This window comes from Citrobacter sp. RHBSTW-00017 (assembly GCF_013797615.1).
Lineage (GTDB): Bacteria > Pseudomonadota > Gammaproteobacteria > Enterobacterales > Enterobacteriaceae > Citrobacter > Citrobacter braakii.
Window position 1 is genome coordinate 216,340 of record NZ_CP056899.1, and the last position, 25,364, is coordinate 241,703.

Here is a 25,364-nt window from a genome sequence, read left to right on the forward strand (position 1 = left end):
TTGTTCTAAATGAAACAGTAATGCGCAGTTAGCGGTATTTATTGTTTTTCTACCACCTAATAAGCTTTGTCTCAATCTTCACAACACCTGAAATGAGGTTTCTTATGACGCAACGTATCGCATTGGTGACCGGCGGCGGCCGTGGACTCGGTAAAAACGCGGCGCTAAAGCTGGCGAGTAAAGGCATTGGTGTCATCCTGACGTGGAACAGCAATGAAAAAGAAGCGCAGCAAGTTGTGGATGAAATTCGCCAATCTGGCGGTAAAGCTGTAGCATTACCGTTGAACGTCGGAAATATTTCCACTTTCCCTCAGTTTGTCAAACAGGTGCAGGAAACCCTACAAACGCACTGGCAAAGCGACACCTTTGATTATTTATTGAACAATGCCGGAGTTGGCATTAACGCGCCTTATCCGGCGTTCACTGAAGCGCAATTTGACCAGCTTTTGGACATCCATTTTAAAGGACCTTTTTTCCTGACACAGAACCTGCTGGCGCTGATCAACAACGGCGGACGCATTCTTAATGTCTCGACCGGATTGTCGCGCTTTGCGCTACCGGGTTACAGCGCTTACGCTGCCATGAAAGGGGCGATGGAGGTGTTAACCCGTTATCAGGCGAAAGAGCTGGGAGAGCGCGGCATTACGGCGAATATTATTGCGCCTGGGGCAATCGAGACGGATTTTAGCGGCGGAAACGTGCGGGATAATGCGCAATTGAATGCCTACATTGCATCGCAGACGGCGCTGGGGCGTGTTGGGTTACCGGATGATATTGGCGACGCCATTGCTGCGTTGCTCAGCGATGAGCTGGCCTGGATGACGGCACAGCGTATCGAAGTCTCTGGCGGGATGTTCCTGTAATTGACTGCCTCTTACTTAGCCTTTTGAGCAATCGAAAACTGGCGCGCCATCAGAGGTCAAAATATAGCTGATGGCGTTTGCCGGTATTATTTGGAATCTGATACCGCGATCGCGGTGCTGAAAGAGATCGGGGATAAACGTTCTGAAGAGTTCATTCTTCTTCGGGAGTGGATTTGTTGCATCAGAAACCATGATCACCTTCCCATTCTCATGTCCGTATGATCATTTAATGCGATATTTTGTTTTGTAACATATTTGTCTGTTATCGTGAGTTCCTTATTTTTAGCTAAGAATATAAACTTTGGATTATTAATATTAGCAATCCAGTTTTGAACATCAAATATTAAGGATTTTCTGAATATTTGATCCCGATTTTGATCCTTTGTGTGATTCTTTGGTTTCAGCTGTAACTATTTATAACGTCTGCTTCTTTCTTCTCCGTCTATCGGTAAAATGGCCTCCGCCAAATGGTGACTTCATATTTTGCCCCTCGGATAATACCCTTCCGCGTGTTAAGGCTAATATCTTATTCAGACGGAGATAAATAATGCAGTTAATAATGTTTGACAGGCAGTCAATATTTATTCATGGAATGAATGTAATTTTGCAAGAGCGTATTCCAGGAGTGAATGTTCAGGGTGTCAGTCAGGCAGATGATCTTTGGCGGACGCTGGAAGACAATCCTGATGCACTGGTAATGCTGGATGGAGATTTTGACGCTGAGTTCTGCCGTAGCTTGCTGCAACAGATAGCAGAGCGCTTTGCGAAGGTAAAAGTGCTGATAACCGCAACGGACTGCCGTAAAAAATGGCTACAGGAAGTCACGCAATTAAACGTGCAGGCCATTATTCCGCGCGATTCTGATGCGGAAACCTTCACGCTGGCACTCAATAGCGTCGCGATAGGTATGATGTTTATCCCCAGAGATTGCATCACAGCGACCGAATGTGGCGGGCAAAATATCAGATTGCTCAGCGCGCGTCAGCGGGAGATTCTGACGATGCTGGCCGCCGGAGAATCTAATAAACAAATTGGTCGATTATTAAATATCAGCACTGGAACGGTAAAAGCCCATCTTGAATCGCTGTATCAGCGCCTGGAGGTAAAAAACCGTACGCAGGCGGCAATGATGCTAAACGACACCCTATAATGGGAAAATATTTCACAGTCAGACTATTTCTGGCTGTGAAATAGCCCCCGGCCAGAATTCAGCAGTGCAAAACCGGCTAATCCCCACGCTGAGCATCCATGCAATTAACGCTTCCTGTTGAAACCGATCTTGTATTTGCGGCATTTCCTTATGGATGAATGCCTCGCAGATATTTATATCCGCGAGCAGCAATGTTTCGGCCTGCATCAGCATAATTGGGGCATCAAAGGATTCATCTGCGGTGATTTCGTGCCCGTAGCCAATGACCCAGATCCCCTTTTTGTCCTGATACTTTTCCAGCGACAGGCCCTGCCATTGCTTAATAAATGCGATACAGGCGGGCGTGAAATGCGTCGAATGCAGCTGCATAATAATCTCTGTACAAAAAGACCTATTTTAAGAAACACACCCCGTTACGCCAGCCGCCATCCAGCCATTTTTTACAGCAAAACGCCTGATGGCGCGGGCGGCTGATATTCCTGTTTTAACAGGCCGAAAATCCAGTCATCATGCCAGGTTTGATGTAGCCAGTAGCTTTCTCGCAGCGTGCCTTCGAGAATGAACCCGACCTTTTCCAGTAGACGCCGTGAGGCATCGTTTCCTGCGGTGACGCAGGCCATCAGTCGGCGTAGTCCTCCGGCGGTAAACGCATAATCGCAAACGGCATGCAGGGATTCAGCGCCATAACCTTTGCCCTGCGCCTCGGGAGTGAGCAGAAAGCCGACCTCGGCACATTCATTTTTATCCTGAATATATCCGGTTACCCCAAGCGGTACGCCCGATGCCTTATCGCACAGGACCAGGCACAGCCAGTGTGGACTGCCGGGAGACCATTCAGGCAAGCGGGAGTCAAAGACTGTCCGTATCTCCTCTTCGGTACGCGAGTCAGCGACAAAGCGCATCACATCTGCGTTCTTCTGTAACGTTAAGAAAAACGCCCAGTCGTCATGTGTGAGCGGGCGGCAGATCAAACGCGAGGTTTTCAGTACAGGCACAGGCTTATCTCCAGAATAATTTTCAATGATTGTGCGGAAGTCACTGTAAAACATATTTATTTGCTATATGAATGTGTTTTAGTCTATGGCGGCACAGCGCTGCATTTAAAAAAGATAACTACACACCATTGTGAGGCCGCACTTTTTGGGTCCTTTTAGGGAAGATAATGACCAATAGCGCGTTACAGGCGACATGTACACCATTCGAACATTGTTTGGGGATAATCCGGCAAGCCTCGGTAGAAATTTTGCTGATGCTTGGCGTGCGCGTCGCAGAGGGTAAAGATCCACGCTGGTTTCTCGAGCAGCTTGACCAGGCGCGATTGAATCTGGGAGGTTGGGGTGTTGTCGCCAGGCGGTTGCAGATGAATGACGCGCAATTGAGTCAGTTCACGTTGCGGCTACGCCATCTTCAGCAGAGCGTGCCGCAATATGAAAATGGCCAGGACGTCAGTGAAAACCAGCTGATTTCTGCGCTGCGCTTTGTCGCTTCTCTGGAACAGTTGCGCCAGCAACAGCCCCTCCTGAAGTATCCAACCGAGATTGAACGTGCAGAGCCGGATGCGCAGATGCGGGCGCAGCGTCAGCTTCGCGCAATAGAATTAACCCTCAAATCGCTGATTGCGCGGGTATGGCCGGATCAACATCCGCTCAACAGCTTCCTGAAACAGCACTTTGGCGGTGAACGTCTGCGTCGCTGGTTAAAGCTGGGGGAAAGTCGGGATGCGCTGGACGGCATGATGTTTAGCGAACTGGCGCTGATGGTTGTCGATAAGAAGTTATTCGTTCGGCATTTTAGCGAGATTTTTAACGATACCTCGGTGCTCATGTCGTTTGTTGAGCCACGTATCACGCTGAGGATGTTCCTGGATGACTGCCGCCTGGCCCGTAACTGCGTTATCGCGCAGCAGCCGCTAACCTCAGTACAACTGCTGTTGCTGGATTGCCAGTACCGACAGATTACTCACCCTGTGCAGCGGGCATTTGAAGAACGGCGTACGCGCATTAATCCTGCGTCGTATCTGGCGTCCGATGAGGCGACGGTTCGCCAGTTTTGGGAAAACGCAAAGCAAAAAGACGAGCAGGCAGGGGGCGATAAACAGGAAATCGCAGACAGTATCGATCCGCCGGAGAAGCGGGCCAGGCGCACGGCGGAAGAACGTGAACAGCTGATTTCCGGCATGTTGTGGGTAGCGGTCGGTGTGATGGTGCTGGTGATTTCGCTGGGCGCGTTCTGGTTATTCACTTCGCCAGCGCCACAAGCGTCTTCCGGGCTATCCGTTGAAATCGTGCAGGAGGAGCCACGGCGTGATGCCCCTGGTGCGCGGGAGTCGGTGACCCGAATGGGCATCACCTGGGATGCCTTTAACATGCGCGCGGCTATCGAGCGCAACGACACCCGTGTGACGTCACTTTTCCTACAGGGCGGGATGGACTGGAAGCTGGCGTGGACGGAGCAGGCATTCTCGGCAGGCAATACCGAGGTGTTGAGGCTGCTGCTGCGTTACCCTTCGCAGATGAGTGAGAGTAAGCCATGTCGGCAGTTTATGACCACGGTCAGCCATGCGATGGCGAATGGGGCGTCACTCACATCGCTGCATAAAAGCTATCTGCAAAGTTTTTGTTCGGTGCCGGCGGTTGTCGCGCGTCAGCAGTATGACCTTGAACAGGCCGAGCTACGCGTTCGCGCGCAGCCAAGCCCAGAGAACAAGAAATGGCAGAAAATTCACGCCGAACTGTACGATGCGATTAACTGACCGTCTGATAATTCAGACCGTCAGCTGCTAGGGTTCGCCATACAGACCGATGAGTCGGCGCACCACGCCATTGGTCCAGCCAAAGCCGTCCTGCAACGGATATTCTCCGCCGCCGCCTTCGCGCGGCGCGGCGTCGGCGATGTGGTATTTTTCGATAAGCTTGTGGTGTTCCTGATAAAAGAGATTCACCGTTTTCAACCAGTTACGGGCGATTTCATCCCCTAGATGGTCGTCGCCGTAAAGTTTGAAACCTTGGATCGCCATCCACTGCAGCGGCGCCCAGCCGTTGGGTTTATCCCATTGCTCACCCGTTTCATGCTCCGTGGCTAAAATCCCTCCGGGGGTTAGCAGGCGACTGCGGACCGCATTGGCAAGTCGGTCGGCTTGTTCATGTGTTGCCATGCCGACATACAGCGGCACAATACTGGCGGCAGAGAACAGGGCCATTTGTTCGCGCCGCCAGTCGTAATCGCGATAGCAGCCGTTTTCATCGTCCCAGAGATAGCGATTCACCGCATCGCGGCGGTCATTGGCTTTCTGGCGAAACTGCGCTTCAGTATCTTTGTCGCCTTTCAGTGCGGAAATATTGGCGATAGTGCTTTCCAGCTTGTAGAGGAACGCGTTCAGGTCAATAGGGATGAACTGAGTGGTGCGTATGCTGGCAAGACGGCCTGCATCGCGTAGCCAGCGCGAGGAGTAATCCCAGCCGGAGGCCGCGCCCGCGCGCAAATCCCGATACACTTCATTGGGTGGGCGACCCGAATGCTTGGCGGTCTCGACGTCTTCAAGCCACGACTCATCGCGCGGCGTATCACGATCGTCCCAATAGCGGTTGAGCAGGGAGCCGTCCGACATTCTGATCACGTGGCGGTAGGCCTGGTTGAGTACCAGGGAATCTGCGCCATCCATCCAGAACGCGTACTCCATTTTTAGATGATCAAGGTAACGACGTGCGCCGCGTACGCCATCCTCTTCAAACAGTTCGACCATTAGCGCAAAGACTGGCGGCTGCGAGCGACTCAGGTAGTAAGTACGGTTACCGTTCGGGATGTGACCATAGTTTTCAATCATCCAGGCAAAGTTATCCGCCATACATTTCAGCAGATCTTCGCGACCGCTCTCCGCCAGACCCAGCATGGTGAAGTAGGAATCCCAGTAGTAGGTTTCACTAAAACGCCCGCCGGGCACAATATATGACTGCGGTAACGCCAGCAGCGAGGACCAGGGAATGTGATCCTGTGGTTCGCGCGTCAGCACCGGCCACAGTTGATCGATATGCTCTTTCAGCGAATTTTCCGGGTCAGAAACATATTCACTGGAGGGCGTTTCCGGGAGCCAGAAGTGGTTCTCGACGAAGCGTCGCAGATCAAAGTCGCGGTGGCGTTTAACCTTGCGATAGCGGATCAAAATATCCAGCGGATCCATTTTCGGTGCACAGTCGGGGAAGGTTTTGCTATCGGCAAACAGTTTCGACGACTGAACGTGTTCGAACAGCTCGAGGTAACGATCGGCGGGAGTTAACGCATCTGAGGCGGGTAACCCTTCAATCATCTCCGGTTCAGGCTCTGCCTCAATCATTTCATCCAGCTTTAACTCGCACGGATCCATTTCATAAAGCAGATCGATGTCGATCGTCATTTCTTCAGAAGGGGCGTGGGGTAGTTTCTGGTTGAGCATAATGCGAAAGACCTCCGATGGACGTTGAAAGATTAAGGCTATTGCCCGCTCGTCAATTAAGCGTAGACATTCGCTTCGGTATCTGGTGAGTAAAGCGTGCGGTCGATCACACTTTAGTGTTGCGCAATATCCAAAAAATAAATCTATCCCAATGAAAATAATGAATAATTCCGAATTCTGCGCAACCTGAAGATATTCCATTTTCAGAACATTCGATTGCAACGAGGTGTGAACACAACCTGGTAACGTTTAACTCTATAATAGGCACAGGCTATTCTATCGATAGTTCTCCTCCATGTAATTGCTTGATACTTATCAAAATAGTAATCCCCTCATTTCCTATGATGGTCAGGTCTGACAAAGACTGTCTATTAATTATTCTAATTTTCTGGGTCACAATAACTCACAACGGTGAGGGTAAAATAATGAAAATCATTACCCGTCTTACCGTGATTGCCATAGCTGGCGTCGCGATTTGTTATTTTGGATTATCCGGTTATGTGTGGTATCACGATAATCAACGGAGTAAACAGGCTGATGTTCAGGCCTCTACGCTGGAAGAAAATAATAAAGTACTAGGGTTCTTACGTGAAAAAGGATGCGATTATTGTCACACTCCTTCGGCTGAATTACCTTTCTATTCTTCTTTTCCCGTCGCTAAGCAGTTGATGAATTACGATATTCAACTGGGATACAAATCATTCAATCTGGAGGCCGTTCGTGCGGCGCTGGTCGCGGATAAACCCGTTTCGCAAAGCGATCTGAATAAAATTGAGTGGGTGATGCAATACGAGACCATGCCGCCGACGCGTTATACCGCACTGCACTGGGCTGGCAAGGTAAGCGATACGGAGCGAGCAGAGATCCTGGGCTGGATTGCGAAACAGCGTGAGCAGTACTACGCCAGTAACGATACTGCCACGCAGCATCGTAATGAACCTGTACAGCCGATACCGGAAAGCATCCCGACCGATGCCCGCAAAGTAGCGCTTGGTTTTACGCTTTACCATGACCCGCGTATTTCCGGCGATAGCACGATTTCTTGCGCGCACTGTCACGCCCTGAATGCGGGCGGCGTGGATGGCCGGAAAACGTCAATCGGTGTAGGCGGCGCGGTTGGCCCTATCAATGCGCCAACGGTATTTAACTCGGTCTTTAACGTTGAGCAATTCTGGGATGGCCGTGCGCCAACATTGCAGGCGCAGGCCGGTGGTCCACCGTTGAACCCTATCGAAATGGCGTCTAAATCCTGGGATGAAATTATCCAGAAACTGGACAAGGATCCGCAACTTAAGCAAGAGTTCATTGCCGTTTATCCGCAGGGATTCAGTGGGGATAATATTACCGATGCGATTGCTGAGTTTGAGAAAACGCTGATTACGCCAAATTCGCCGTTTGATAAATGGCTGCGTGGTGATGAAGCGGCCTTAACCGCTCAGCAAAAACATGGCTATCAGTTGTTTAAAGATAATAAGTGCGCGACCTGTCATGGCGGTATTATTTTAGGCGGACGTTCATTTGAGCCATTGGGTCTGAAAAAGGACTTTAATTTCGGCGAGGTCACTGCTGCAGATATTGGCCGCATGAACGTCACCAATGAATTACGTGACAAGCTGCGTCAGAAAGTCCCTGGATTGCGTAACGTTGCGCTGACTGCGCCTTATTTCCATCGCGGTGATGTGCCTACGCTCGACGGCGCGGTAAAACTGATGCTGCGTTATCAGGTGGGTAAAGAACTGCCGCAGGAAGATATCGACGATATCGTAGCATTCCTCGAAAGCCTTAATGGGGTATATACACCGTATATGCAGGGTAAATAAGAGAAAACCGGATGGCAAAGTGCCATCCGGTTTTTTATTGATTAACGCATGGTCACGAACTCTTCAGATGCCGTTGGGTGAATGGCAACGGTGTTATCAAAGTCTTTCTTGGTTGCGCCCATTTTCAGAGCGACCGCGAAGCCTTGCAGCATTTCATCCATCCCAAAACCAATGCCGTGAATACCGACAATCTTCTCTTCCGGGCCGACGCAAACCAGCTTCATGCGGCACGGCTGACGGTGGGTGGTGACAGCGGTATACATCGCGGTAAACGATGATTTATACACTTTCACCTGATCATCGCCGTGCTGTTCGCGAGCCTGCTGCTCGGTCAGGCCCACGGTACCAATAGGCGGATGGCTGAAGACCACGGTCGGGATGTTGCTGTAGTCCAGATGTTCGTCCGGCTTATTGTTAAACAGACGCTCGGACAGACGACGGCCCGCGGCAACGGCAACCGGCGTCAGCTCAACGGCCCCGGTGTTATCGCCGACGGCATAAATACCCGGCACGCTGGTGTTCTGGAATTTATCAACGACGATGTAGCCTTTTTCGTTGGTTTTCACGCCAGTAACCGCCAGGTTGAAGTTGTCGGTGGCAGGTTCACGACCGATCGCCCAAATCAGGCAATCTACCGTTTCGCTACGACCATCTTCCAGTTGCAGGGTCAGGCTACCATCAGCGTTTTTAACGACCGCTTTTGGAATCGCGTGAGTATGCAGAGTCGGGCCTTCGGCGTTCATCACCTCAACGAGCGTGTCGACGATCATCGGGTCGAAGCTGCGCAGCGGCGCGTGTTTACGCACGAACAGATGCGTTTGTGCGCCCAGACCGTTAATTACGCCCGCCAGTTCAACGGCGATGTAGCCTGCGCCAACAACGGCCACGCGTTTTGGCAGCGCGGGCAGCTCAAAGAAACCGTCGGAGTCGATACCGTATTCCACACCCGGAATGCTCGGATGGCTCGGGCGACCACCGGTAGCAATCAAAATATGATCGGCAGTAATGGTTTCACCGTTCACTTCAATGGTTTTGGCATCCACAAAGCGGGCAAAGCCTTTAATCACATCGACATTATTTTTGCCCAGCACGTTGTCGTACGAGGTATGAATGCGATCAATATAAGCGGTACGCGTGGCGATCAGTTTATCCCAATCGAACTTATTGATGGTGGTGTCGAAACCGTAATCCGGCCCGTACATGTGGATTGCTTCGCGGACCTGTGCGGCATGCCACATCACTTTTTTCGGTACGCAGCCAACGTTAACGCAGGTGCCGCCTAGCTCTTTAGCTTCAATCAGCGCGCATTTCTGGCCGTACATTGCTGCACGGTTAATGGAGGCAATGCCACCGCTGCCGCCGCCAATAGCGATGTAATCATAGTGCTTGGTCATGACCGCTCCTTCATGTTCATTGTAGGGCGGAGAAGCGTTACGCCATCCGCCAAAATATTCGCGATTGTATACCTGAAATTAAAAGGTTCCACCGATGACTGCGATTACTCCGGCACGATCCAGCTTACCGACGTATGACCGGTTCCTGCCGGAACCAGTTTGCTGTGCAACCACGGCAGGACACTGTTCATCTGCTGCTCCAGCTTCCACGGCGGGTTTATTACAATCATACCGGACGCCGTCATGCCGCGCTGATCGCTGTCCGGACGCACCGCCAGCTCAATCTGCAGAATTTTGCGGATACCGGTGTCTTCCAGGTCGTGGATCATGCGTTTGATTTGCTGGCGCAGAACTACCGGATACCACAGCGCATAGGTGCCGGTTGCGAAACGCTTATAGCCTTCGTTAATACCGGTCACCACCGCCTGGTAGTCGCTTTTGATTTCGTAGGGGGGATCGATAAGGATCAGCCCGCGACGGGAAACCGGCGGTAATTTTGCTTTTAGCTGCTGATAACCATCGGCTTTGGCCACGCGTGCGCGCTCATCTTTCTGGAATTCGCCGCGCAGCAAAGGAAAGTCGCTCGGGTGCAGTTCCGTTAATTGCAGGCTGTCCTGTTCTCGCAGCAGCTGGCGAGCAATTAACGGAGAGCCGGGGTAATAGCGCAACTGGCCGCTACGGTTGAAGTGCTTCACCACGCCAATGTAGGGTTCCAGTTCGGCAGGCAAATCGTCCTGCTGCCAGATACGGGCGATCCCTTCCAGATATTCACCGGTACGTTCGGCATGCTCACTGCTCAGCTGATAACGGCCTGCGCCAGCATGGGTATCCAAATAGAGAAACGGTTTTTCTTTCTCTTTAAGCGATTCGATGATCAGGCTCTGGACGGTGTGTTTAAGGACGTCGGCGTGGTTGCCAGCGTGATAACTGTGGCGATAACTCAGCATGGGTAAACGTGTTCCAGGTTATAAACGTAGGCCCGAAAACAGCGCAATATCGGGCGAAAATAAAGCGTATCGCCACAGTATACAGAAAAGTCGTCACTGCCGCGAAAGCGCAACGCCTGGCATTGAAATCCTCTACACTTAACCCCATTGTACAAATTAATATGCACAGCGCCGGATACGCGCTTCATTCACTCTTTTCAACAGGACCGCGCTAATGACCAATCCATTGCTGACCCCCTTCGAACTGCCGCCGTTTTCTAAAATTCAGCCTGAGCACGTTGTGCCTGCCGTTACTAAGGCGCTGAACGATTGCCGCGAAAACGTTGAGCGAGTGGTTGCGCAGGGCGCGCCGTACACCTGGGAAAATCTTTGCCAGCCGTTGGCGGAAGTTGACGATGTGCTGGGGCGTATTTTCTCTCCGGTTAGCCACCTGAACTCGGTGAAGAATAGCCCGGAATTGCGCGAAGCCTACGAACAAACGCTGCCGCTGCTGTCTGAATACAGCACCTGGGTTGGGCAACATGAAGGTCTGTACAAAGCGTACCGCGACCTGCGTGACGGCGATCATTACGCCACCCTGAACACCGCACAGAAAAAAGCGGTCGATAACGCGCTGCGCGATTTTGAGCTTTCTGGTATTGGTCTGCCGAAGGAAAAACAGCTGCGCTATGGTGAGATTGCCACCCGCCTGTCTGAGCTGGGCAATCTCTACAGCAATAACGTCCTCGATGCCACGATGGGCTGGACTAAGCTGGTGACTGATGAAGCGGAACTCTCCGGCATGCCGGAAAGCGCGCTGGCGGCTGCAAAAGCCCAGGCTGATGCTAAACAGCAGGAAGGCTACCTGTTAACGCTGGATATCCCAAGCTACCTGCCGGTGATGACCTACTGTGATAACCAGGGGCTGCGTGAGGAGATGTATCGCGCTTACTCCACTCGCGCGTCTGATCAGGGGCCAAACGCTGGTAAATGGGACAACAGCCCGATAATGGAAGAGATCCTCGCGCTGCGCCACGAGCTGGCACAGCTGCTGGGCTTTGAAAGCTACGCTTTTAAATCTCTGTCCACCAAAATGGCGGAAAACCCGCAGCAGGTACTCGACTTCCTGACGGGCCTGGCGAAACGCGCCCGTCCTCAGGGCGAGAAAGAGCTGGCTCAACTGCGCGCCTTCGCGAAAGCGGAATTTGGTGTCGATGAGCTGCAGCCGTGGGATATCGCTTACTACAGCGAGAAACAAAAACAGCACCTCTATAGCATCAGCGACGAGCAGCTGCGTCCATACTTCCCGGAAAACAAAGCCGTTAACGGCCTGTTTGAAGTGGTTAAACGTATTTACGGCATTACCGCTAAAGAGCGCACTGATGTTGATGTCTGGCACCCGGAAGTACGTTTCTTCGAACTGTATGACGAAAACAACGAACTGCGCGGCAGTTTCTATCTTGACCTGTATGCCCGTGAACATAAACGTGGCGGGGCGTGGATGGACGACTGCGTCGGCCAGATGCGTAAAGCCGACGGTACGCTGCAAAAGCCTGTTGCCTACCTGACCTGTAACTTTAACCGCCCGGTGAACGGCAAACCCGCGCTGTTTACCCACGATGAAGTGATCACCCTGTTCCACGAGTTCGGCCACGGTCTGCACCATATGCTGACCCGTATCGAAACCGCCGGTGTTTCAGGTATCAACGGCGTGCCGTGGGATGCGGTCGAACTGCCGAGCCAGTTTATGGAAAACTGGTGCTGGGAGCCCGAAGCGCTGGCATTTATCTCTGGTCACTTTGAGACCGGTGAGCCGCTGCCCAAGGAGTTGCTGGATAAAATGCTGGCGGCGAAAAATTACCAGGCGGCGCTGTTTATTCTGCGTCAACTGGAGTTTGGCCTGTTTGATTTCCGTCTGCATGCGGAGTTTAACCCACAGCAAGGGGCGAAAATCCTCGAAACGCTGGCGGAAATTAAAAAGCAGGTCGCCGTGGTGCCGGGACCAACGTGGGGCCGCTTCCCGCATGCCTTCAGCCACATTTTTGCTGGTGGCTATGCGGCGGGTTACTACAGCTACCTGTGGGCCGACGTGCTGGCGGCGGATGCATTCTCTCGCTTTGAAGATGAAGGGATTTTCAACCGTCAAACCGGACAATCGTTCCTCGATAACATTCTCACCCGTGGTGGTTCTGAAGAGCCGATGGAACTGTTCAAGCGCTTCCGTGGCCGTGAGCCGCAACTGGATGCAATGCTGGAGCATTACGGGATTAAAGGCTGATTATTCACGTGAAAATCTGCTTAGTAGATGAAACAGGCGCCGGAGACGGCGCCTTATCTGTTCTTGCCGCCCGCTGGAATCTTACGCACGATGAAGATAACCTGATGGCGCTGGTGATGACACCGGAACATCTGGAACTGCGCAAACGTGATGAGCCCAAACTCGGCGGTATCTTCGTGGATTTCGTTGGCGGTGCGATGGCCCATCGGCGCAAATTTGGCGGTGGTCGCGGCGAAGCAGTGGCGAAGGCGGTTGGCATCAAAGGCGATTACCTGCCGGATGTGGTTGATGCGACTGCAGGGCTGGGGCGCGATGCGTTTGTGCTGGCCTCAGTAGGCTGCCGCGTGCGAATGCTGGAACGTAACCCGGTCGTGGCGGCGCTGTTGGATGATGGCCTGGCGCGAGGGTATGCTGACCCGGAAATCGGTCCGTGGCTGCAGGAACGTTTGCAACTGATCCACGCCTCAAGCCTGACGGCGTTAACCGATATCACGCCGCGTCCGCAGGTGGTGTACCTCGACCCGATGTTCCCGCATAAGCAGAAAAGCGCGCTGGTGAAAAAAGAGATGCGGGTGTTTCAGTCGTTGGTGGGGCCGGACCTGGATGCGGATGGGCTGCTGGAGCCTGCGCGTCAGCTAGCCACTAAACGTGTGGTAGTGAAGCGCCCGGATTACGCACCGCCGCTGGCGAATGTCGCCACGCCGAACGCGGTAGTTACGAAAGGGCATCGGTTTGATATTTACGCGGGGACTCCTGAATAGCTTTTCCACTTAACTCGATCATGGGTGGTGGTCATCATAATGCTCCCAAATCTTCGGATGTTGGCGCTTATTTAAAAATAAGCGCCAATGATATTAGCTTATTCACCTAAACCATTTTCGATTTCGGCGCTAAGTTTTTGTAATGCAATTTGGGCATCTTCACCCAGGAATACGATATTGACTTCATGGCCTTTTTTTATACCCAGGGACATGAGAGCCATTAGACTCTTTGCATTTACGTATTTATCACTTCTTGCAAGATTTGCGATCTTAACTTCACATTTAAAGGGTTTTAATGTCGCAACCAGGTTTGCTCCTGGACGAGCATGAAGACCATGCTCATTTTTTATGATGAAACGAGCATTGCAATTGGCATCAGGCATCATAATTAACACTGTGTCGTTGGAATTAAATTTTCAGCATCCAGCGCTAAATATTGCTGTGCAACATTAAGCGTCACGGGGTGATTTTTAGGGAAGGTGCGAATAAGCGGGGAAATTCTTCTCGGCTGACTCAGTCATTTCATTTCTTCATGTTTGAGCCGATTTTTTCTCCCGTAAATGCCTTGAATCAGCCTATTTAGACCGTTTCTTCGCCATTTAAGGCGTTATCCCCAGTTTTTAGTGAGATCTCTCCCACTGACGTATCATTTGGTCCGCCCGAAACAGGTTGGCCAGCGTGAATAACATCGCCAGTTGGTTATCGTTTTTCAGCAACCCCTTGTATCTGGCTTTCACGAAGCCGAACTGTCGCTTGATGATGCGAAATGGGTGCTCCACCTTGGCCCGGATGCTGGCTTTCATGTATTCGATGTTGATGGCCGTTTTGTTCTTGCGTGGATGCTGTTTCAAGGTTCTTACCTTGCCGGGGCGCTCGGCGATCAGCCAGTCCACATCCACCTCGGCCAGCTCCTCGCGCTGTGGCGCCCCTTGGTAGCCGGCATCGGCTGAGACAAATTGCTCCTCTCCATGCAGCAGATTACCCAGCTGATTGAGGTCATGCTCGTTGGCCGCGGTGGTGACCAGGCTGTGGGTCAGGCCACTCTTGGCATCGACACCAATGTGGGCCTTCATGCCAAAGTGCCACTGATTGCCTTTCTTGGTCTGATGCATCTCCGGATCGCGTTGCTGCTCTTTGTTCTTGGTCGAGCTGGGTGCCTCAATGATGGTGGCATCGACCAAGGTGCCTCGAGTCATCATGACGCCTGCTTCGGCCAGCCAGCGATTGATGGTCTTGAACAATTGGCGGGCCAGTTGATGCTGCTCCAGCAGGTGGCGGAAATTCATGATGGTGGTGCGGTCCGGCAAGGCGCTATCCAGGGATAACCGGGCAAACAGACGCATGGAGGCGATTTCGTACAGAGCATCTTCCATCGCGCCATCGCTCAGGTTGTACCAATGCTGCATGCAGTGAATGCGTAGCATGGTTTCCAGCGGATAAGGTCGCCGGCCATTACCAGCCTTGGGGTAAAACGGCTCGATGACTTCCACCATGTTTTGCCATGGCAGAATCTGCTCCATGCGGGACAAGAAAATCTCTTTTCTGGTCTGACGGCGCTTACTGCTGAATTCACTGTCGGCGAAGGTAAGTTGATGACTCATGATGAACCCTGTTCCATGGCTCCAGATGACAAACATGATCTCATATCAGGGACTTGTTCGCACCTTCCTTAGGTAAGCCAATGATTTCGGCAGCGGTAGTCAGCAATCCCATTCGTTGCATTTTCTGTTGCAGTTTGACAGAGGCTTGATCGTCTTCGGCATAATAAGCAAGGCCGCAAGCGATCGCTTTTGTGAGGGGGGTGTAATCGAGGTCGTGTTTAAGACAAAGTTGCACTACACCCATTAAGCGATCCTGATAAGCCAATTTCCGAATAGGATCATAGGCGACACGATGAATCGAATCCGGGAGTTCGTTTTTAGCTTTAGGTAAGTACTCCAGATCTTTTAATGCTTCACGCGTGATTTGTGGGTATTCGGTCATTACCGCAGTAATTGTGACATCGTGTACCGCATTGGCCAAATCTGAAACCTGAGGATCGGCTGAGGCATCAGGAATGGTTTTGTAACCTTTCAGATGTCCATACCAGGCGGTAGTAGCGTGAGGGCCATTGATGGAAAATACTTTGATGTCTTTAAGCATTTCCAGATGTTCGCGTGGCTCTAGCCATTCCACACCACTGATGTCGTTATAAAGAGGAGTTTGAATGATCAATGAGGCAACGGCGGTGCTGTCTATCTGGGTTGCGTAGTGCGTTTTGGCATCGGTGGAGCGTCTGACAATTGAGTCGCGGATCGCTACGTGGGTGTCGAACCATTGACGCGCTTCAGCAGATGGGATTGCGTCACGGTACCAGCCTTCAATATCTTTAATAATATGATTTTTATTTGTCAGGCAAATTAATGACATTTTTTTGTTTGGGTCAATATGATATTGATGCTCAAAACATTTGCCAAGATACTGAGCGGATTCTGCAAAATCCTCTGGATAAAGTGGACACATAATGACAGACGACTCAAGAAAGTCATTCATGACAGAATAGTTGTCATCGGTCAAAAAAGCATTAAAGTTGGTGATCTCGTGTAAAATGATGTCATCAGTACGAAAAACCTGAACGGTATATTTGTTTTCACGGTTCAGTTCATCAATAACTCTTTGGTCTTTATCCAGAAATGTTATATCCCAGCCAGCATTGTCAAATGTTTCGCCCACAAAGCCTTTACCAAGGCGGCCAGCGCCTATAATTAATACGCGTTTCATTATAACTCCTCATATTATTAGATATCCTTGCTCGTGAATATATGATTTATATCCTTGAGTGAGGACACCACGAAATTAGATCTGGTCTCAAGTTTTTCTTCGGTTACAAGAATGGCAACTTCATTAGAGACTTCAGCCATTTTTTGTTTGGTATAACACTCATCCAGATCGGGAATAGTTACACCGACTTCACTGTCAACATGCGCAACACCCATAAAGTATATATCCGGGCGAATAGCATTTAATTCGCGAATAGTTTCAGCACCAATTAAAACCAAAGAGTTTTTATAAAGCCTGCCCCCTAATCCTATAACCTCTACATTCTTGTAATCACTTAATAAATGCAGAATAGGGATGTTATTAGAAACAACAGTGCATTTTAAATCTTTGGGTATTAGCTTTATGAGTTCGTAGTTAGTTGTTCCTCCGTCAATTAAAATGACGCTATTTTCTTTAATTAAATGTACGGCTTTCTTTGCCAGCTTTACTTTCTCATTGGTGTTCAGATCCTGCCGGACATTAAACTCAGTGATGGCAGGCCCGACGCGTATTGCGCCACTATGAACACGATGAATTACTCCTTGATTCGCAAGCTCATTTAAGTCGCGTCTTATGGTGTCCTCAGAAACCTTAAGACGCTCACTTAATTTACTGACAACAATCTTTTTCTCTTTCTCAAGTATTTGAAGAATAATATCTTGTCTTGCCGCTTTCATCGTAATGACTCATTTTATTCAGAGAATAATGAGTATATCTTAGATGTTTAGTACTTGTAAAATATATTCTATAGAGTTAGCGGTTCGTAATGCCTGAACATTCTTTTCTTCAATGCAAATTAAGGCGATTTTATTTAACAAGTCCATATGTTCGCCTTCTTTACCCGCGATACCTATGGTTATATAGGCAGTATTTCCATCACCAAAGTCTATACCGTCAGGAAACTGTACTAAAGAAATGCCTGACTTAATGATTTCGCAATCTGAACCATCCGTACCATGTGGTATTGCTAAACCATTGCCTAAATAAGTTGAAACAATCTCCTCTCTGAGTTTCATTCTCTGAACGTATTTATCTGTCACATAGCCATTCATTTTCAGAATATTTCCAGTAAGGGTTATAGCTTCAAATTTATCGTTGGCATGTGCATTAAGAATAATGTTCTCGGGGATAAAGATGTCACTCATGCTGGCACCTCTTCATGGTTTTCATGATTATGCGATTTTATAAACGCAACTGTTTCGTCATAATCACTCAACTTAATAAAGTTATTAACGGTCATAAACACAGTATCGGTGTTTTCACAGCTTAATTTTGCGCGCTCAAGGAGCCCAGATAAAGTAATTACCATATCGTAGTCTCTACCCACTCGGTTTGCTGAATCGTTAATAACCTTAATATAGCCGAGCCCTTCTTCTTGTAGTCGTTTACGTAGAACAGAAGCGCCCATTGCGCTAGAACCCATCCCGGAATCACATGCGACCAATATACGTTGCACCTTTTTTACGCTGGTATTGGATAAGCCTGGGACAAAATCAGCCACAGATTTAACCTGACGCCCGCCGACAGTCACTGGGCTTTCATCATCATCTTCTGAACCGGGGCTGATTTTAAGTATTAACCAGCCCAGCGCGCATGACACGATAAATCCTGCGCTGATGGACACCAGATTGGCAACGATGGCGCTTTTCGGCGTCATCATGGCGATAGCGATTAAACTGCCTGGAGATGCAACGCCGATCAACCCGCCTTCCATGATGACTTGTAAGAATAAGGAGACGGCAAGTCCTCCCATTGTGGCGAATACCAGTAATGGATTTGCCAGCACAAACGGAAAATAGACTTCACCGATCCCCGCTATACCTGCAATAAACATCGCCATCGGTGCTGTTTTCTTCGCGCGTCCACGTCCAAACAGGGCTATCGCCATTAATGTTCCGAGCAGTGGGCCATTATTGGTATCTACCAGGAACATGATTGATTTACCCAGTTCGGGAACCTGGGCGAAACCAATTGGTGCGAGAATGCCGTGGTTAACCACATTATTCAGGAACAGAACCTGAGCGGGCGCCATAAACACTGACAGTAAAGGGAGTAAATTATTGCTGGTACACCAGTTTACCCCTGACGTGATAATGACAATCAGCAGGCGGATAACCGGCCCAACGGTCATATAGGCGAAAATAGCGCATATCAGGCCAATAATTCCGAGACTGAAATTATTGACGAACATTTCAAATCCCGGCTTAATTTTGTCCTGCACTTTTTGGTCAAATTTCTTCAACAGCCAGGAAGAGAGTGGCCCCATGACCATCGCCCCACTGATCATCGTGATTTCTGACCCGACGATAACGCCCATTGTCGCGAATGCAGCAATGACCCCTCCACGTTGACCGTGGATGTTATATCCTGCGGTATAGCCAATCAGTAATGGAAAAAGGTAATTCAGAATTGGGCCAACCATTTCACCTAATTTTTCATTAGGGAACCAGCCATTAGGGATAAAGATGGCGGCCATTAAACCCCATCCCACAAACGCTCCCAGATTCGGCATAACCATGCCGCTCATAACTCCACCAAACTTTCTAATTTTTGCTAACGCAGGGCTATTGGCAATTCGACTGTTCCCCATGGTCGGCTCCATTCTTATATTGATGAGTGATTAATGATGCGATTTACCGCCGGTAATATTGATTACGGACCCGGTGATATAAGAAGAATGATCGGAAACCAGGAAAGAGATCAGGTCGGCAATCTCTTCAAGTTTCCCCGGACGACCAAGAGGAATAATGCCTTTATAGTCTTTATGAACATGATTTGGATCGGTTCCTCGTGTGTAAGCCAGCGCCCGGAAATTGGCTTCGCTGTTCATTGGCGTTGGTACATTGATGGCTGGCTCAACGCTAACAACGCGCACATTGTGGGGGCCCAACTCTTTCGCCCATGAAAATGTGAAGGCGTTAACGGCGGCTTTCGTTGCGGAATAGCAGCTCTGCCCGCGTGAACCCTGAACACCAGCTTCAGAAGTCATATTGATAATGACGCCGGATTCTTGTTCGACCATCTGGCGCCCAATGGACTGCGATACCAGAAAAACAGCTTTCTGGTTAACGTTGACCATAAAGTCGAAATCATCTTCGCTCAGTTCATATTCTGGTTTTTCCTTAAATACATCGACTAACAGGCGTGGACGGCTGACACCAGCATTGTTGACTAAACCGTCTATATGACCAAACCTCTTTACCACTGAGGCCGTGAGCTGCTCAACTTCTGTTTTTTTGGTCACATCGCATTTGATGAAGATGATGTCGTCGAACTGGCTGAAGTTTTTATTGGGTGATAAATCGGCATAAACCACGGTTGCACCGTTGGCGTAGAGATTCTCAACCATTTTTTCACCCAGGCCCATACTGCCACCCGTCACGACCACGACTTTACCGGAAAGATCCAACCACTTTGTTGCTTGATCCATTTACGTTCTCCCACATTTCACGATTGACTGACAGCAGCTGCCCTGGCATTTGACATTCGATGCCCGCAGCATATTGTTTACATATTGATGCGGTTTTTTGCGTGTTTATAATCTATGCGCAGAAAAACGCATTGCCTATGAAGATCGTTGATTTTTGCGATGCTAATCACGGGATATATTTTAAATTCTTTTAATTCAGTTATTTGTTTTTATTTCTTGTGTTTTGCGTAAAGGATCGCATTTGTGGTGTGTACGATTGTTAATCGATTCATTAATGCGTTTATTTGCGCGTTTTCTTTTTTAATGCGTCTTTATGCGTGATTAAAATTGAGGGGAATAATTGATAAAGAAGCATGTATATAACTGATGGGGCATTGCTGGGGAGGTTGTTTGGCACTGGCGACTTCCTGACAGAGTGATTGTCCGTCAGGAAGACTATGTTTACTGGAGGTTAGACAAACGGTGCGTATGGGTCAGCCATCTCAAATGCGACTGCTCTTTCCGCTTTCGGCGGATAAATCAGTTCACTGACAATCGATACTTTCAGTTTCTTCGCTTCTGCGCGAGTGAGTTTGACCTGCTGATCCCATCCTTCGGTATACACCGCGCCCCACGCGCCGAGATCCAGACAGGTGACGTACATCTCCTGACGGTACGGTGAAGGTTCTACACCCAGCAGGCTTGCAGCGGCGTTATTACCGGCAAATTTACCCAACAAAATAGCGTGCTGGCAGGTCATTAACGCATGGTTGCCTTTGTCATCGGTGGCGGCGTAGGCCACATCGCCAGTGGCGTAGATATTATCATGACCCACGACCTGCAGATTGGCATTCACATGCAGGCGGCCCTGTCGATCGCGCGGGGCGTTAATCTGTGCTGTCAGGCTATTGGCCTGCACGCCGACGGTCCAGATAACTGTTTGAGAGGCAATAACCTGCCCATCTTTCAGCGTTACGCCGCCAGCATCCACGCTTTCTACTTCTGCATTTACCAACCATTCGATGCTCAGTTCAGCGGAGGCTTCGATTATCACGTCGCGTAATTCCTGGCTCCAGCGCCCGGCAGGCTGAGCACCGCGTTCAACTACGACCACTCTGGTCTTAGCATCGGCACCCAGAATCTCACGCAGACGACCAGGTAATTCCAGCGCCATCTCAATCCCGGTAAAGCCGCCACCACAGATCACCACCGTATTGCGAGTCTCACTTTCCGGCTGTAATGCCAGGTCTGTTATGTGCTGCTCCAGTGCGGCGGCGCTCTCGAGCTGGTCGAGGTCAAACGCATGCTCGGCTGCACCGACAACGGCGTCGCGGTTAACGTGACTCCCGCTGGCGAGTACCAGGCGGTCGTAGCGGCGCAGATGAATTTCTCCGTTGGCATCTTTCCAGCTCACCTCTTTAGAGTCCGGGATGATCTGCTCGACGTGACCTTGCAGGAAGTTGACGCCGGTAACGTCAAACAAGGGTTGCAGCGGGGCGACCAGGGTTTGTACGGCGCGTTCATAAAAGCGTGGGCGGACACGCAGCTCTGGCTGTGGTGCAATTACTGTAATATCAATGGCCTGCTGATGTTTATCCGCCAGTCGTGCGGCGCTTAATGCTGCCCACATACCGGCAAAGCCGGCGCCTACGATTAGAATTCGTTTACGCATTGGGGGGTTCTCTCTGGTGACTACGAATAATTTACTCGGATTTTATTTGTCGTAGTTAAGAATTGCAATGCGATCAGGATCCTTTTTGTCCTGATGTCGTAGGGTGTTTGATTATCTATTTGATAAATATAAGATTAAAGTTTTTATATAAATATGGGCTGTGCTGCTGTCTGGAATGAATGAGACGAAAAAGCTACAATTAACTCAGATTCATTTTGGCTGAGATAAGAGAATGGCATTTTACAGTTCCGGGGTTGAGTACGGCATTCATAGCCTGATGTGTATGGTCGACATCAAGGGCGACGCGCGGGATATGAGCGTGCGGGAAATTGCCGAGCTGCAAAGCGTGCCGTACGATTACCTGGCGAAAATTTTCACCCGTTTGTCGAAAGCGGGCCTGGTGCGCAGCATTGAGGGAAAGGGCGGCGGTTTCCAGTTGGCTAAACCTGCTGAACACATTACGGTGCTGGACGTGGTGAATGCCATTGATGGCGATAAGCGCATCTTTGAGTGTCGTGAGATTCGCCAGCGGCTGGCGGTATTTGAGGAGCATCCGCCGGAGTGGGCCTGTGAAGGCATTTGTGGTGTGCGCTCGGTAATGGATATGGCTCAGCAGCGAATGGAAGAAGCGCTCGGTCAGCATACGATTCTGGATTTGGCGCGCAAAATGTACCGCAAAGCGCCGGACACTTTTGTGGTCGAAGTTCAGGAGTGGATTAACGCGCGCAAAGGGTAGCGATTGAAAATGCCCGGTGCTTATCCTCGGTGAGAAGCGCTTTCCGTTGGCGTGATAAGACCGAAGTCTTAATCAACGCAATATCGTTCATGGTCATGTCCATTCATGATGACCTGTTTGTATAAAATACGCTCTTACAATGCAGGACTTAAAAGGCAAAAAAAACCGCGATGTGACTCGCGGTTAATGTTAAAAAAAGCTTATTTACTGCTATCTGGCGTATTAATCATTCGGTTCAGCCAGGGCACCATAATCGCCATCACCACCGTGACAGCCAGGGTGACCAGGCCTATCTTGCTGAAGACGTTGGTGTAAATAGGCAGCGTTTGCAGCGGGTCGGTGATGTTCTCCGGTACGGCAGTAAACGTGGCGACATACCCGCCCATCAGGAAGGCGGCGGCTTGCGTCAGGAACCACATCCCGAGAATAAAGCCCATCAGGTGCTGCGGCACGAGAGCGGCGACCATCGCCAGTCCCAGGGCACTAATCAGCAGTTCACCCAGGCTCTGGAACAGATATACCAGCACGATAAACCACGGCGACGTCAGCCCCTGCGCATCCGCAAACCACATCCCGGCAGCTGCGGCCGTCAGGAAGCCCAACGAGCACAGGAACATACCGAGCGTAAATTTCATCGGCATAGTCAGGTCTTTGCCTTTGTTTCCCAGACGGGTATAGATCGCGGCCAATACCGGACTTGCCAACACCACCCAGAACGGGTTCAGCGCCTGGAAGCTCACTGGGTTAATGGCGAAACCGAGAATTTCATGGTGCACGTTATTGATAGCAAAGAAGTTCAGCGATGTCGGCATCTGCGCGTACAGCACGTAGAACACAACCGCTTCCAGCATCAGGATGAAGGCCACGAACATCTTGTTGCGCCCGGTTTTATCCAGTTTGAATGCCTGACGGAAGAAGATGATAGTCACGGCAATCGACAAGACGATCAGCACCAGGTTGGCAATCTGCACGTTGTGCATCAGCCAGGCGCAGACAAATACCATCACTACCGTACCGGCCAGCACGTACAGCAGATTACGGAAATTCAGCGGCTTATGGTCTGGCTCAGAACCGATATTTTTTACCATCCCACGGCAGGCAAAGTAGACCAGCAGCGCGACGATAAGCCCGGCTCCGCACAGGTTGTAGGTCACCGCGTAGCCAAACTTATCGGCAATCACCGGCGCCAGCGACAGCGACAGCAACGAACCGATGTTAATCGACATATAAAACAGGGTGAAAGCACCGTCCAGACGGGCGTCTTTTGGTGGATAGCATTTTGACAACAGGCTTGCCGGGTTGGCTTTAAACAGCCCGTTACCGACGGCAATGGTACCCAAAGCAATAAAGATCAGATCGGGCTTGAGCAGCGACATCCCGGTCATGAAGTAGCCGATTGCCAGCACAATGGCACCGAGAACCAGCGTGCGCTTGGTGCCTAACAGGTGGTCGCCGACGTAGCCGCCGATCGAGATCAGGCCGTAGACCAGCGCAGCAAAGGCACCAAAGGTGACAAATGCCTGTTCCTGTGAAAATCCTAGCTGCTTAACAAAGAATACCGCCAGGATGCCCTGAACGCCGTAATAGCCAAATCGTTCCCATAATTCTACAAAGAAGATCATGAAGAACGGACGAGGTTGCTGCAGCAAGCCCGTAGGTGCAGTTTTATTCATATTCCATCGCCTTTCAAAGCCATCCCGAAAAGTATGAACGCGTATGCTTAAACGCGCCGAAAAAGTCTTATTTTGTTATAGACTGCGGCTATTAGCCGCGAGAGTAGAGTATTATAGAGATGGTTTTCGATCCAATTAGTTGATCACACTAATTATGATTTGTTTGTTGGATTGATGTACTAATTGTGTCCGAATGATAAAAACAAAAACGCCCGCACAGCGGGCGTTTACAGGCTTAACTACTTGCAGCAGGCCGGGCTATTTCCCGGCGGCAAGCATTTTATGCTTCTTCGTCGTCACGCAGCGGAACAATCAACATGTCGACGTGGACGGTGTTGATCAGTTGGCGCGCGGAGGACATCAGTTTGCTCCAGAAATCCTGGTGGTGACCACAAACGACCAAGTCCATGTCGTATTTTTTGATGGCATCAACCAGAACCTGACCCAGGTCGCCGCTACCGCTCAGGGTTTCGGTGATTGGGTAGCCTGCGTTGGTGGACAGCTCGGTTAACGCGTGGTGGGTTTCTTCAGAAATGCGTTTCTGCATGTCGCCCAGATTCACGTCGATAAGGCCGGTGTACAGGTCGGAATAGTTTACGTCAACGTGGATAAGGGAAACTTTAGCATTGTAAGGCCGCGCCATAGAGACCGCTTTTTCAACCAGAACTTTGCTTTCCGGAGAAAGATCAACCGCGATAAGAATGTGTTTATAAGCCATAGTGTTACTCCTTCCATAAGTTGTCGATGACTAGCCTGCTGGCGTTTCTCTGCCGCCGCGTCATCCGCGTCCTGCGAACCTTGTGCGCGGGGCTAGCCCAGTCGTAAAAACGTACCATATAAGGACTATCCTTACATTATAGCGACCAGAATAATCCGTCAATCCGCCTTGCTTGCCAAGCAGTTAAACAAATTTTTTAGTTAATTGCATTGATAGCGATTAACCTTCTGGCAAAAAAATTAACTAATCTCCTACACTATCTAGAGGGGCGTTCGAATGCGTGATACTAATACGAACGGTTTCTTCAGTACTCTTCACTGAATGGTTTGGCAGGGTATCGGGGAGCGGTAGTCCCGGAAAGGAGTTCCGTGGGCGGGTCGCCGGGGAGGGGGTATGATAAGCACCATTGCATTGTTCTGGGCTTTATGTGTCGTTTGCATTGTTAATATGGCGCGCTATTTTTCTTCGCTACGCGCACTGCTAGTAGTACTTCGTGGTTGCGATCCATTGCTTTACCAGTATGTAGATGGAGGGGGCTTTTTTACCTCGCATGGGCAACCGAACAAGCAGATGCGTCTGGTGTGGTATATCTACGCTCAGCGTTACCGCGATCATCATGATGATGAATTTATTCGCCGCTGTGAGCGGGTTCGCGGTCAGTTCATTCTCACCAGCGCGCTATGCGGCCTGGTGCTAATCAGCATGGTTGCGCTGATTATCTGGCACTGATTCCAAC

23 protein-coding genes are annotated in these 25,364 nt (G+C 50.2%); 8 read left to right on the forward strand and 15 right to left on the reverse strand.

The window, feature by feature from the left end:
• Positions 1-104: 104 nt before the first annotated feature.
• Positions 105-863, forward strand: coding sequence for an SDR family oxidoreductase (locus HV037_RS01005; RefSeq protein ID WP_016154890.1), 759 nt, complete (start codon positions 105-107; stop codon positions 861-863).
• A gap of 547 nt (positions 864-1,410) precedes the next feature.
• Positions 1,411-2,013, forward strand: coding sequence for a response regulator transcription factor (locus HV037_RS01010; protein ID WP_103283343.1), 603 nt, complete (start codon positions 1,411-1,413; stop codon positions 2,011-2,013).
• An 18-nt stretch (positions 2,014-2,031) separates the two neighbouring features.
• Here HV037_RS01010 and HV037_RS01015 read toward each other — a convergent pair whose 3' ends face one another.
• Together HV037_RS01015 and HV037_RS01020 are read right to left on the reverse strand one after the other, a co-directional pair.
• The gene (locus tag HV037_RS01015) at positions 2,032-2,382 is read right to left on the reverse strand and encodes a lysozyme (protein WP_181545568.1); all 351 of its coding nucleotides are present in this window, start codon (positions 2,380-2,382) and stop codon (positions 2,032-2,034) included.
• Between the two features lie 71 nt (positions 2,383-2,453).
• Positions 2,454-3,008: a GNAT family protein gene (locus tag HV037_RS01020; protein WP_103283345.1), complete on the reverse strand. Its 555-nt coding sequence runs from the start codon at positions 3,006-3,008 to the stop codon at positions 2,454-2,456.
• Between the two features lie 167 nt (positions 3,009-3,175).
• On the opposite strand from HV037_RS01020, the gene HV037_RS01025 reads away from it, so the two are divergent.
• A complete protein-coding gene (locus HV037_RS01025; protein WP_016154886.1) occupies positions 3,176-4,765 on the forward strand; it encodes an STY4199 family HEPN domain-containing protein in 1,590 nt (529 codons plus the stop codon).
• Between the two features lie 27 nt (positions 4,766-4,792).
• Here HV037_RS01025 and HV037_RS01030 read toward each other — a convergent pair whose 3' ends face one another.
• Positions 4,793-6,442: an alpha,alpha-trehalase gene (locus HV037_RS01030; RefSeq protein ID WP_047501376.1), complete on the reverse strand. Its 1,650-nt coding sequence runs from the start codon at positions 6,440-6,442 to the stop codon at positions 4,793-4,795.
• A gap of 425 nt (positions 6,443-6,867) precedes the next feature.
• Between HV037_RS01030 and HV037_RS01035 the strand changes: the two genes are divergently transcribed.
• Positions 6,868-8,262: a cytochrome-c peroxidase gene (locus tag HV037_RS01035; protein WP_016157700.1), complete on the forward strand. Its 1,395-nt coding sequence runs from the start codon at positions 6,868-6,870 to the stop codon at positions 8,260-8,262.
• Between the two features lie 41 nt (positions 8,263-8,303).
• On the opposite strand, the gene gorA is transcribed toward HV037_RS01035, so the two are convergent.
• Together gorA and HV037_RS01045 are read right to left on the reverse strand one after the other, a co-directional pair.
• Positions 8,304-9,656 carry a glutathione-disulfide reductase gene (gene gorA / locus HV037_RS01040; RefSeq protein ID WP_046274489.1) on the reverse strand — a complete coding sequence of 451 codons (1,353 nt, stop codon included), beginning with the start codon at positions 9,654-9,656 and terminating at the stop codon, positions 8,304-8,306.
• 104 nt (positions 9,657-9,760) lie between these two features.
• On the reverse strand, positions 9,761-10,603 hold the full coding sequence (locus HV037_RS01045) for a 23S rRNA (adenine(2030)-N(6))-methyltransferase RlmJ (RefSeq protein ID WP_016154881.1): 843 nt from the start codon (positions 10,601-10,603) through the stop codon (positions 9,761-9,763).
• Between the two features lie 214 nt (positions 10,604-10,817).
• Here HV037_RS01045 and prlC point away from each other — a divergent pair, with 214 nt between their 5' ends.
• Both prlC and rsmJ read left to right on the forward strand, forming a co-directional pair.
• Positions 10,818-12,860: an oligopeptidase A gene (gene prlC / locus HV037_RS01050; RefSeq protein ID WP_103283346.1), complete on the forward strand. Its 2,043-nt coding sequence runs from the start codon at positions 10,818-10,820 to the stop codon at positions 12,858-12,860.
• A gap of 8 nt (positions 12,861-12,868) precedes the next feature.
• Complete coding sequence (rsmJ, locus tag HV037_RS01055) at positions 12,869-13,621, forward strand: 16S rRNA (guanine(1516)-N(2))-methyltransferase RsmJ (RefSeq protein WP_094761590.1); 753 nt, start codon at positions 12,869-12,871, stop codon at positions 13,619-13,621.
• Between the two features lie 98 nt (positions 13,622-13,719).
• On the opposite strand, the gene HV037_RS01060 is transcribed toward rsmJ, so the two are convergent.
• The 8 genes from HV037_RS01060 to HV037_RS01095 all read right to left on the reverse strand — a co-directional run bounded on the left by HV037_RS01060 (position 13,720) and on the right by HV037_RS01095 (position 21,501).
• The gene (locus tag HV037_RS01060; RefSeq protein WP_029139725.1) at positions 13,720-14,007 is read right to left on the reverse strand and encodes an HPr family phosphocarrier protein; all 288 of its coding nucleotides are present in this window, start codon (positions 14,005-14,007) and stop codon (positions 13,720-13,722) included.
• Positions 14,008-14,241: 234 nt separating this feature from the next.
• On the reverse strand, positions 14,242-15,222 hold the full coding sequence (locus HV037_RS01065; RefSeq protein WP_220131381.1) for an IS5-like element IS5 family transposase: 981 nt from the start codon (positions 15,220-15,222) through the stop codon (positions 14,242-14,244).
• 40 nt (positions 15,223-15,262) lie between these two features.
• On the reverse strand, positions 15,263-16,381 hold the full coding sequence (locus tag HV037_RS01070; protein ID WP_181500166.1) for a mannitol dehydrogenase: 1,119 nt from the start codon (positions 16,379-16,381) through the stop codon (positions 15,263-15,265).
• 17 nt (positions 16,382-16,398) lie between these two features.
• Positions 16,399-17,097: a DeoR/GlpR family DNA-binding transcription regulator gene (locus HV037_RS01075; RefSeq protein WP_016157694.1), complete on the reverse strand. Its 699-nt coding sequence runs from the start codon at positions 17,095-17,097 to the stop codon at positions 16,399-16,401.
• A 39-nt stretch (positions 17,098-17,136) separates the two neighbouring features.
• Positions 17,137-17,565 carry a PTS sugar transporter subunit IIA gene (locus HV037_RS01080; protein WP_016157693.1) on the reverse strand — a complete coding sequence of 143 codons (429 nt, stop codon included), beginning with the start codon at positions 17,563-17,565 and terminating at the stop codon, positions 17,137-17,139.
• A complete protein-coding gene (locus HV037_RS01085; protein WP_016157692.1) occupies positions 17,562-19,010 on the reverse strand; it encodes a PTS mannitol transporter subunit IICB in 1,449 nt (482 codons plus the stop codon). Before HV037_RS01085 ends, HV037_RS01080 begins: the two co-directional genes overlap by 4 nt.
• A gap of 30 nt (positions 19,011-19,040) precedes the next feature.
• On the reverse strand, positions 19,041-19,850 hold the full coding sequence (locus HV037_RS01090) for a sorbitol-6-phosphate dehydrogenase subunit (protein ID WP_016157691.1): 810 nt from the start codon (positions 19,848-19,850) through the stop codon (positions 19,041-19,043).
• Positions 19,851-20,301: 451 nt separating this feature from the next.
• Positions 20,302-21,501 carry an NAD(P)/FAD-dependent oxidoreductase gene (locus tag HV037_RS01095; protein ID WP_103283347.1) on the reverse strand — a complete coding sequence of 400 codons (1,200 nt, stop codon included), beginning with the start codon at positions 21,499-21,501 and terminating at the stop codon, positions 20,302-20,304.
• Positions 21,502-21,733: 232 nt separating this feature from the next.
• Between HV037_RS01095 and HV037_RS01100 the strand changes: the two genes are divergently transcribed.
• Positions 21,734-22,237 carry an Rrf2 family transcriptional regulator gene (locus HV037_RS01100; protein ID WP_103283348.1) on the forward strand — a complete coding sequence of 168 codons (504 nt, stop codon included), beginning with the start codon at positions 21,734-21,736 and terminating at the stop codon, positions 22,235-22,237.
• Between the two features lie 200 nt (positions 22,238-22,437).
• Here the strand turns inward: HV037_RS01100 and dtpB are convergent, their stop codons facing one another.
• Entirely contained in the window at positions 22,438-23,910 is a 1,473-nt protein-coding gene (gene dtpB / locus HV037_RS01105; RefSeq protein ID WP_016157689.1) for a dipeptide/tripeptide permease DtpB, read from the reverse strand.
• Positions 23,911-24,190: 280 nt separating this feature from the next.
• Positions 24,191-24,628, reverse strand: coding sequence for a universal stress protein UspA (gene uspA / locus HV037_RS01110; protein WP_003023368.1), 438 nt, complete (start codon positions 24,626-24,628; stop codon positions 24,191-24,193).
• A 393-nt stretch (positions 24,629-25,021) separates the two neighbouring features.
• On the opposite strand from uspA, the gene uspB reads away from it, so the two are divergent.
• Positions 25,022-25,357 (forward strand): universal stress protein UspB, encoded by a 336-nt coding sequence (uspB, locus tag HV037_RS01115; protein WP_003023371.1) that lies wholly within the window; start codon positions 25,022-25,024, stop codon positions 25,355-25,357.
• Positions 25,358-25,364 lie beyond the last annotated feature (7 nt).

Coding starts and splice junctions, on each gene's coding strand:
- HV037_RS01005 (WP_016154890.1), top strand. CDS start 105: ATGACGCAACGTATCGCATTGGTGACCGGCGGCGGCCGTGGACTCGGT.
- HV037_RS01010 (WP_103283343.1), top strand. CDS start 1,411: ATGCAGTTAATAATGTTTGACAGGCAGTCAATATTTATTCATGGAATG.
- HV037_RS01015 (WP_181545568.1), bottom strand. CDS start 2,382: ATGCAGCTGCATTCGACGCATTTCACGCCCGCCTGTATCGCATTTATT.
- HV037_RS01025 (WP_016154886.1), top strand. CDS start 3,176: ATGACCAATAGCGCGTTACAGGCGACATGTACACCATTCGAACATTGT.
- HV037_RS01030 (WP_047501376.1), bottom strand. CDS start 6,442: ATGCTCAACCAGAAACTACCCCACGCCCCTTCTGAAGAAATGACGATC.
- HV037_RS01035 (WP_016157700.1), top strand. CDS start 6,868: ATGAAAATCATTACCCGTCTTACCGTGATTGCCATAGCTGGCGTCGCG.
- gorA (WP_046274489.1), bottom strand. CDS start 9,656: ATGACCAAGCACTATGATTACATCGCTATTGGCGGCGGCAGCGGTGGC.
- HV037_RS01045 (WP_016154881.1), bottom strand. CDS start 10,603: ATGCTGAGTTATCGCCACAGTTATCACGCTGGCAACCACGCCGACGTC.
- prlC (WP_103283346.1), top strand. CDS start 10,818: ATGACCAATCCATTGCTGACCCCCTTCGAACTGCCGCCGTTTTCTAAA.
- HV037_RS01060 (WP_029139725.1), bottom strand. CDS start 14,007: ATGATGCCTGATGCCAATTGCAATGCTCGTTTCATCATAAAAAATGAG.
- HV037_RS01065 (WP_220131381.1), bottom strand. CDS start 15,222: ATGAGTCATCAACTTACCTTCGCCGACAGTGAATTCAGCAGTAAGCGC.
- HV037_RS01070 (WP_181500166.1), bottom strand. CDS start 16,381: ATGAAACGCGTATTAATTATAGGCGCTGGCCGCCTTGGTAAAGGCTTT.
- HV037_RS01075 (WP_016157694.1), bottom strand. CDS start 17,097: ATGAAAGCGGCAAGACAAGATATTATTCTTCAAATACTTGAGAAAGAG.
- HV037_RS01080 (WP_016157693.1), bottom strand. CDS start 17,565: ATGAGTGACATCTTTATCCCCGAGAACATTATTCTTAATGCACATGCC.
- HV037_RS01085 (WP_016157692.1), bottom strand. CDS start 19,010: ATGGGGAACAGTCGAATTGCCAATAGCCCTGCGTTAGCAAAAATTAGA.
- HV037_RS01090 (WP_016157691.1), bottom strand. CDS start 19,850: ATGGATCAAGCAACAAAGTGGTTGGATCTTTCCGGTAAAGTCGTGGTC.
- HV037_RS01095 (WP_103283347.1), bottom strand. CDS start 21,501: ATGCGTAAACGAATTCTAATCGTAGGCGCCGGCTTTGCCGGTATGTGG.
- HV037_RS01100 (WP_103283348.1), top strand. CDS start 21,734: ATGGCATTTTACAGTTCCGGGGTTGAGTACGGCATTCATAGCCTGATG.
- dtpB (WP_016157689.1), bottom strand. CDS start 23,910: ATGAATAAAACTGCACCTACGGGCTTGCTGCAGCAACCTCGTCCGTTC.
- uspA (WP_003023368.1), bottom strand. CDS start 24,628: ATGGCTTATAAACACATTCTTATCGCGGTTGATCTTTCTCCGGAAAGC.
- uspB (WP_003023371.1), top strand. CDS start 25,022: ATGATAAGCACCATTGCATTGTTCTGGGCTTTATGTGTCGTTTGCATT.